Consider the following 7,934-nt stretch of genomic DNA (forward strand, 5'->3'; position numbering starts at 1 on the left):
GATACTATTTTTTGTTTATTTAATTGTAAAAGTCATGGAGCTTTTTTAATAATTCATACCTAACTTTATAATAGTTTAAATCTTTTTTTCCAAATGGTTTTTTTGGACCTTTTGGTGTATTTAAAATTCCTTTTTTAAAATTTCTTTGTCATGAATCAAGTGTTTTTATATTTACTTTATATTTTTGTGCAATATAAGTAAGCGATGTTTGTTCAATTTCTTTTACTGTATTTTTTCGAAATTCTGCAGTATATGTTTTAAATTTTCGTTCTTTTCCTGCCATTAAAAAATGCACCTCCTCTAAAAGTTTAGTAAAGTTCTTTTTTAATTTTACTTACTTTTTGGGGTGCGGTCTTCTTACCATCTTTTTCATATTCTTGATCAATTTTTTGTAATTTAATTGTTAAATCATTAATTGCACTAATTTTAGCAATAAATAATAATTCATCATCTAATTTAATTGTTTCAACATCTCCGGGTAAAATAACACGGCCTTTACGTTTAACATAAACAATATTATAATCTTTATTATTAATAAAACGTAATTCTGATAATGTTTGTCCTTCAATATTTGGATCAGTCACCTGAATAATTAATGATGCATAATTTTCATCAACAGTTTGCATTTCAATGTCAATATCAAACATTGCTTTAGTCGCCGTAATACTTCCGGCCATTGTATCGGGTTGGATAATATTATTAATTCCTAATGCTTTTAGAATTCGTGCATGACGGATATCCTTTACTTTCGCAATAATATTAGTAATTCCAAGGTCTTGTAATCCAATAATTGTTAAAATACTAGCTTCAATATTACTTGCGATTGTGATAATGACAGTATCATACTCGTCTAGTCCTTGCTCAATTAGATTTGTTTTAACTGTTGCGTCTAATGCTACGCCATCAACTTGTTCATAACTAGCAATCATATTATTAACCTTAGTTTGGTCAATATCAAAGATCATAATGTGTTGTTTTCGCGCAATTAGTGTTTCAATTATTGAATGTCCAAAATTATTTAGTCCAATAATTGCAAAACTTTTTCTTCTTGCCATTCCCTTTCCCCCTTATTGCACTTTTAATTATACTATTTTTTTTTATTATTAGCAATAATTACTAACTTGTAGTATATAATAATATTAATGAAAGAGGGACACAAATGGTTTTTTTTCAATTATATTTCAAAAATATTTTTAAAAGAAAAAATGATAATAAACTACAACGTAATAATGACCCAACTGCACCATTAACACGGCGTCGTCATTGGTTACCCCTCTCAAAAATATCGGGAAGATTATTTTTAGTTTATATTTTAATTGTTCTTTTAGGCGGACTACTGTTATCAATTCCAGGTTTTGTTCATGGCAGAGAACGGATGATTCTTGATGGAAAAGGTAAAATTTTAAACCCCTCATTTACTTTTGCGTGAAATTATTTAATTGGTTTATTTACTGCTGCTAGTGCTTTTTCTGATACTGGAATTACAATTAGTAATCCTGCAGCGGATTATACTTTTTGGGGACAATTGGTAATTTTAATTTTAATTCAAACAGGTGGTTTTGGAATTGCTACCTTTAAAATTATGATTTTTGTATGATTAGGGCGTCGAATTTCAATTAAGGATAAAATGCTAGTGCGGGGTGAACGAGGAAGTAGTAACTTTGGGCATACAATGGATTTAATTAAAAATAGTTTTATTTTTTTAATTATTTTGGAATGTTTTGGGGCAATTTTATTATTTTGTAATTTTTATTTTTCACCGTTATCAGTAGAAGGAAAATTCATGATTTATAATGTTACTTATCATAATTTTTGACGAAGTTTATGAAGCGGTGTTTTCCACTCAATTTCATCAATTAATAATGCTGGGTTTGATATTATTGGTAATTCATCATTAATGCCTTATAATACTAATTATTTTATTCAATTTTTGTTTTTATTCCAATTTATTATTGGTGGTTTAGGTTTTCCAACTTTTTACGATTTAAAACGAAAATTTGTAGCATGATGACGAAAAGAACATGTTAAATTTACCTTATTTACTAAAATTAACTTAATTACTTATATTGGTTTATCAATTATTGGTGTTTTTAGTGTTTGATTAATTGAATTTACGAATATTAATACAATCCATCCTGAAACTGCGCAGCATATGGAAAGTATTTTACGAAATTCAAAATCAAATTGAAATGGTTTTATGAATATTTTCTTTAATACAATGTCAACCAGAAATGCGGGTTATTCAACAGTTGAAATGAGTAACTTTTTACCAGGATCACGAATAGTGATGTCAATTATGATGTTTATTGGATCAGCGCCCTCTTCTACCGCGGGGGGGATTCGAACAACAACCCTATCTGTTATTATAATTACAATTTGGTCTATTATTCGGAATAATAATAGTGTTAATTCTTTTAAACGGAAAATCCCAAATGAAACAGTAAAACGAGCGTTAGGAGTTACTGTTATTTCAGGATGTTTAATTGCAATTGCCATTATCTGTATTAGTGCTGAAAATCCTCATCTTGATGTTTTAAATACTTTTTTTACAATTTGTAGTGCATTTGGAACAACAGGATTAAGTACTTTAAATTTTACCGAACTATATAACATTGGTATTTTAAGTACTTTAATATTGATTCTATTAATGTTTATTGGGCAATTAGGAGTTTCTTCAACGTTATTAGTTTCAATTCGTGGAAGTGGTGAAAAAGAATACAGTTATGTTGAAGAAAATATTTTAATTGGATAGGTTGAAAAAAATAATCTTTTTCTCTTGTTTAAAATGATATCTTTTGTATAATATATAGGGTATCACCACGGAACAGTACTCAAGTTGGTGAAGAGGGCACCCTGCTAAGGTGTTAGGTCGGGTAACCGGCGCGAGAGTTCGAGTCTCTCCTGTTCCGCCATTTAATTTACATTTAACGAAAAAAAGTAATAAAGAGTTATAAATAATTTTTATAACTCTTTTTAAATTATTGGTATAATAAAAGTAGTAATATTGCGCAATAAAGGAGAAGCATAATGAAAAATTGATTAAAAATTATTTTATCAATGATTTTTTTATTTGGTATGGCGATTATGGGGTTACTTGTTGTCGTTATTATTTTCAATGTTAAATTCTTATATATTTTTTTAGGAATTTTTATTATTGATTTAATTTTCTCATTCTTTTTCTTTTTTTCCAAACGACGTTATGAAGTTAAATTTTCTTGAATTATTTTTATTAATTTTGTGCCATTTATTGGTCTATGTTCATATGTTTTTTTTGGTCGAAAATACCATTATTCAAATAAAAAATCATTATTGTACAATCATTTAAATAAATTAGAATATGATACTTATTGTAAAAAAAATAAGACATGTTTAATAAAATATACTGCTCCTAATCAAAAATTTGGGAATGTTGTTGAATTATTAATGCTGCATGCGAATAAGCCACTATACCAAAATAATAAAATTAAAATAATTACAAATGGGACCCGTGTTTTTAAATCATTATTAACAGATTTACAACAAGCACAACAATATATTTTATTAACTTATTTTATTGTTGCTGATGGTGAACTATTTGAATCTTTTTTAGCAGTTTTAAAAGAGCGAATTGCAGCCGGTGTTCGGGTTTATATGATTTATGACCATGTTGGTAGTTACTTTAAAATTAGTAAAAAAAGTATTAAAAAATTAATTAAAGCTGGTGTTCGAGTTCATAAATATTTACCAATTATTACACCTTTTATTAGTGGGAATGCCAATTATCGTAATCATCGTAAAGATGTTATTATTGATGGTTTAATTGGTTATACAGGTGGAATTAATTTAGCCGATTTATATGCTGATAAATCATGAAAGTTTGGAATTTTTCATGATACACAAGTACGAATTGAAGGTGAAGCGGTTCGAGGTTTGGAAGTAATTTTTGCTGATGACTGATTTTTTGCAACTAAACGTCATGAAATAATCACAGATTTAGAACCAGACATTTTAGCACCAAAACAATACAATATGAAGGGTAAATCACATTTACAAATTGTTAATCATAGTCCTAGCATTGATCATTCCATTACCAAAGACCTATATATTTCATTAATTAACAAAGCTCGTAAACGAGTTTGATTATCAACTCCTTATTTTATTACACCAGATGATCTTATTCAAGCTTTAATTATTGCAGCACGTGCTGGAGTTGATGTTCGTTTAACAATTCCAGGTTTGACTGATAAAATTTTTGTTTTAGATATAACAAAAAGCTACTGTAAACCTTTATTTGCTAGTGGTGTTAAAATTTATGAAATGAATAATACTTTTAGTCATAATAAAATTGCTATTTTTGATGATGATATTGCTGTGATTGGGACTTGTAATTTAGATTACCGTAGTTTCTTTTCTGACCATCAAACAACAGCAGTTATTTATGATCCAGAGGTAGTCGCAAGCTTTATTCCTCGTTGGGAATGAGATTATGAACATTCAATTTTATGACAGGAATGACCAATTAAATATAAACCTTTGAGTTATCGACTATTGTTAACATGTTTAAAATTAGTCGCACCAATTTTATAAGTTAATGCTAATATCAAGAATAATTTTTTGTATAATTAATATGTGAAGGAGGGGGTATAATGCTATTTAATAAATTAAAAAATAAAGATGACAAAGAAAAGGAACATCAAACAGAAAAAAAGCATAACTTATTACAAGAAAAATCATTGTCATCATTAGATAATTTAGAAAGTAGTTTGTTTGAAGATGAAGATGATAATAGTAAAATTAAAACTGGTTTTAGTTTTAAACGGCGTAAAACGCACAAAATTATTAAAGAATTAAATCGCCAGCGAATTAAGTCATTATTATTTTATACTGATATTAGTAATGTTTTACGGCAATTGGAATTTGGGCTACAGCCAGTTAAGAATATTCATTTAGCAAAAGAAAGTGAATATATTGTTTGAACATATTTAGAAAAACCTGATCATTTAGAGTTTGAATTAGATAATTCAACGCGACATTATTTTTGAAGTTGAATTGCAGAGCAAAAAGTTGATCCAAGTCAAATTGCTGTGATTGCAATTGATATTCAAAATTTATTTCATTTAACAAAAAAAGATTGAGAATATGATGATGTAACCCGCCGCGTAAAAGTTTTTGAAGATGTGAAACCAACAGCAATTCGCTGAATATTAATGAAAAATAATCAGTATTTAAATCGAATTCAAATGTATGTTAAAAGTAATAATTTAAAACTTAAAATTTTTCAAGGTGAAAAAGGAAATGTTTCTAATGTGTTAACAGAAGGTAGAAAGAAGTAAAGAATGAAGAGAAAGTTAGAGAAAATTACTCTGCGTGAAGTTGATTTTGCGCAATGATATACTGATATTGTTTTAAATGCTGATTTAATTGCCTATGGGCCAGTCAAGGGAACAACTATTTTTAAACCTTATGGATATGCAATTTGAGAAAATATTCAAAAAATTTTAGATGCTGAATTTAAAAAAAATGGTGTAAAAAATGTTTATTTTCCTTTACTAATTCCAAAAACTCTTTTTAATAAAGAAAAAGAACATATTGAAGGGTTTTCACCAGAAATTGCAACAGTAACAAAAGTTGGAGATAAAGTCTTAGATGAAGAATTATACATTCGACCAACATCAGAAGTTCTTTTTGGAACCTTTTTTAGTAAAGAAATCCAAGGTTATCATGATTTACCACTGTTATATAATCAATGAGTTAATGTTTTACGTTGAGAAAAAACGACCCGTCCGTTTTTACGTACAAGTGAATTTTTATGACAAGAGGGGCATACAATTCATAGTTCAAAACAAGAAGCACAGCAATTTACTTTAAAAATTTTAGATATTTATGCTACTTTTGCAGAAAAAACTTTATTATTACCTGTGATTAAAGGGCAAAAAACAGAACGTGAAAAATTTGCTGGAGCAGAAGAAACCTATACGATCGAATCATTAATGTATGATGGTCAAGCTTTACAATGTGGGACTAGTCATTATTTTGGTCAAAATTTTTCTAAAGCATTTGATATTAAATTTTCAAATCAAAAAAATACTTTAGAATATGCTTACTCAACATCGTGAGGGGTTTCAACGCGTTTGATAGGAGGGCTTATTATGACACATAGTGATGATAATGGACTAGTATTACCACCGCAAATTGCGCCAATTCAAATTATGATTTTACCAATTAATAATGATAATGATGAGCAATTATTTGCAGTTGAGCAACTACAAAAAAAATTACACAAATATCGTTGTGAAATTGATCAATCAGACAAAGGTTTTGGGTTTCGTGCAACTAATGCGGAAATTAAGGGAATTCCATTGCGAATTGAAATTGGAGCTCGTGATTTAGCACAGCAACAAGTTACAATTGCTCGGCGTGATACTTTTGAAAAAATTACTGTTTCCTGAACAGAAGTTGAAAAAGTAGTTTCTGATTTATTAGATCAAATTGCAACAAATTTATACCAAAGAGCTTTGGATAATCGTCATCAACGAACAAAAAAAATCGATAATTATTCAGAGTATAAAAAAACTTTAGCAAAAATGAACGGCTTATTTTTAGTGCCGTTTTGTGGTCGCATTGAGTGCGAAGATACAATTAAAGCTGAAACACAAACAACATCACGTTGTATTCCATTTGATGTTCCAACAAAAAAAACAACTTGTTTTCATTGCGGACAACCAGCAACTAATTTAGTTTATTTTGCGCGATCTTATTAATAACAAGGAAATCTCTTTTATTTTTGATAAATTTCAATTGTAAAGGAGGTTTTTATTTGTTTAATCAAAATTTTATTGAAGAGCCATTAGCAGTTTATAATTCTTTTCAGTTTGCTTCTAATAATAAAATTAATTTAGCATTAGATTTAACAATTACTTTATTTGCTTTTGATAATGGTGATAAATAGTAAAGCCTATGCTTTTTATATTCGTCCTAATATTGGCAATTTAAAACCATGGTTTACTCCAACTGGTGAATTAACAAGCATATAAAACTGACCACGAACCAAACACCAAATTGCTTGATGTTTTAAAAAAACGTTTTTTTCAATTTAATTTTAATTTTTCAATGTTAAAAGTATATTGAAATATTAATAATAAAAAACAATGTCAAATCACAACGGAATTACAAGCAACCGCTAGTTCAACAATTTTAAAAATATCACAAACACAAGTGGAATACTCAAAATGAGGAAAAGTTATTATTCCAGCCCAGTGTTTTGATATGAATAAAACAAATAAAATTAGTTTAGTTATTAATGCACCCAATCTTCGGGACAATGATTTAGTAACAAAAAATTCTTATCAAGAATTTTATTTAAATTTTAATTATAAGAAAGACTTTCTTAAACAAACAAAAAAATTATTCGGAATCCTTCAATATAAAAATTACGATGAAAAACAAAAAAAATTTAAAACTTTTTATGATATTTTTGCTAATTATTTTCAATTAATTCCACCAAAAATAAACGGAGTAAAAATAACTAGTTTATTTGCATTACGTGGTTTAAGTGTTTTAAATTCTTTAGATATGATCGATTTTCCAATTGATTTTCATACTAAAATAGCAAAATTATGAACATTTTTTAATAATCAGCATCTTTTAATTCCAACAACAACGATGATAATTAGTAAACAAACAAAATACAATTTTAAGATTTTACAAGGTTATTTAAAATATAATTCAGCACAGAAGGTTTATGAACATTTTTTTGCTGAAAATACAGCTTATAATCAAAACAAAAACCAAATTGAAATTGAAGCAAATAATAATTTAACCTGTAAATTGTAAATGCAAATGTAGCACTTTATTGAAAAAAAATAAAGTGCTTTTTATTTTGTAAAAATACTTATATTTATTGGATTAATCGTTAGATAGTATCTTTTACACTTAATAAAATAGGTTTTTTCTGA

At 27.6% G+C, this 7,934-nt stretch carries 8 protein-coding genes and 1 tRNA gene; 7 read left to right on the forward strand and 2 right to left on the reverse strand.

Annotated elements, in window-relative coordinates; translation table 4 throughout:
* Positions 1-19: 19 nt before the first annotated feature.
* Together D9R21_RS03375 and D9R21_RS03380 are read right to left on the reverse strand one after the other, a co-directional pair.
* The gene (locus D9R21_RS03375; RefSeq protein ID WP_126821103.1) at positions 20-283 is read right to left on the reverse strand and encodes a transposase; all 264 of its coding nucleotides are present in this window, start codon (positions 281-283) and stop codon (positions 20-22) included.
* A 25-nt stretch (positions 284-308) separates the two neighbouring features.
* On the reverse strand, positions 309-1,055 hold the full coding sequence (locus D9R21_RS03380; protein ID WP_126821104.1) for a potassium channel family protein: 747 nt from the start codon (positions 1,053-1,055) through the stop codon (positions 309-311).
* Between the two features lie 104 nt (positions 1,056-1,159).
* Between D9R21_RS03380 and D9R21_RS03385 the strand changes: the two genes are divergently transcribed.
* The 7 genes from D9R21_RS03385 (at position 1,160) to D9R21_RS03410 (ending at position 7,812) form a co-directional block, all read left to right on the forward strand.
* Positions 1,160-2,752: a potassium transporter TrkG gene (locus D9R21_RS03385; protein ID WP_126821105.1), complete on the forward strand. Its 1,593-nt coding sequence runs from the start codon at positions 1,160-1,162 to the stop codon at positions 2,750-2,752.
* A 69-nt stretch (positions 2,753-2,821) separates the two neighbouring features.
* Positions 2,822-2,912, forward strand: a tRNA-Ser gene (locus tag D9R21_RS03390).
* Between the two features lie 115 nt (positions 2,913-3,027).
* Entirely contained in the window at positions 3,028-4,566 is a 1,539-nt protein-coding gene (gene cls, locus D9R21_RS03395; protein WP_126821106.1) for a cardiolipin synthase, read from the forward strand.
* Positions 4,567-4,625: 59 nt separating this feature from the next.
* Positions 4,626-5,312 carry an acetyltransferase gene (locus tag D9R21_RS03400; protein ID WP_126821107.1) on the forward strand — a complete coding sequence of 229 codons (687 nt, stop codon included), beginning with the start codon at positions 4,626-4,628 and terminating at the stop codon, positions 5,310-5,312.
* Between the two features lie 3 nt (positions 5,313-5,315).
* Positions 5,316-6,740, forward strand: a complete 1,425-nt coding sequence (gene proS / locus D9R21_RS03405) for a proline--tRNA ligase (RefSeq protein ID WP_126821108.1) — start codon at positions 5,316-5,318, stop codon at positions 6,738-6,740.
* 56 nt (positions 6,741-6,796) lie between these two features.
* Positions 6,797-6,928 carry a hypothetical protein gene (locus D9R21_RS08525; protein WP_255416609.1) on the forward strand — a complete coding sequence of 44 codons (132 nt, stop codon included), beginning with the start codon at positions 6,797-6,799 and terminating at the stop codon, positions 6,926-6,928.
* A 161-nt stretch (positions 6,929-7,089) separates the two neighbouring features.
* Positions 7,090-7,812, forward strand: a complete 723-nt coding sequence (locus tag D9R21_RS03410; RefSeq protein ID WP_241568715.1) for a hypothetical protein — start codon at positions 7,090-7,092, stop codon at positions 7,810-7,812.
* Positions 7,813-7,934 lie beyond the last annotated feature (122 nt).

This window comes from Spiroplasma endosymbiont of Megaselia nigra (assembly GCF_003987485.1).
GTDB lineage: Bacteria > Bacillota_I > Bacilli_A > Mycoplasmatales > Mycoplasmataceae > Spiroplasma.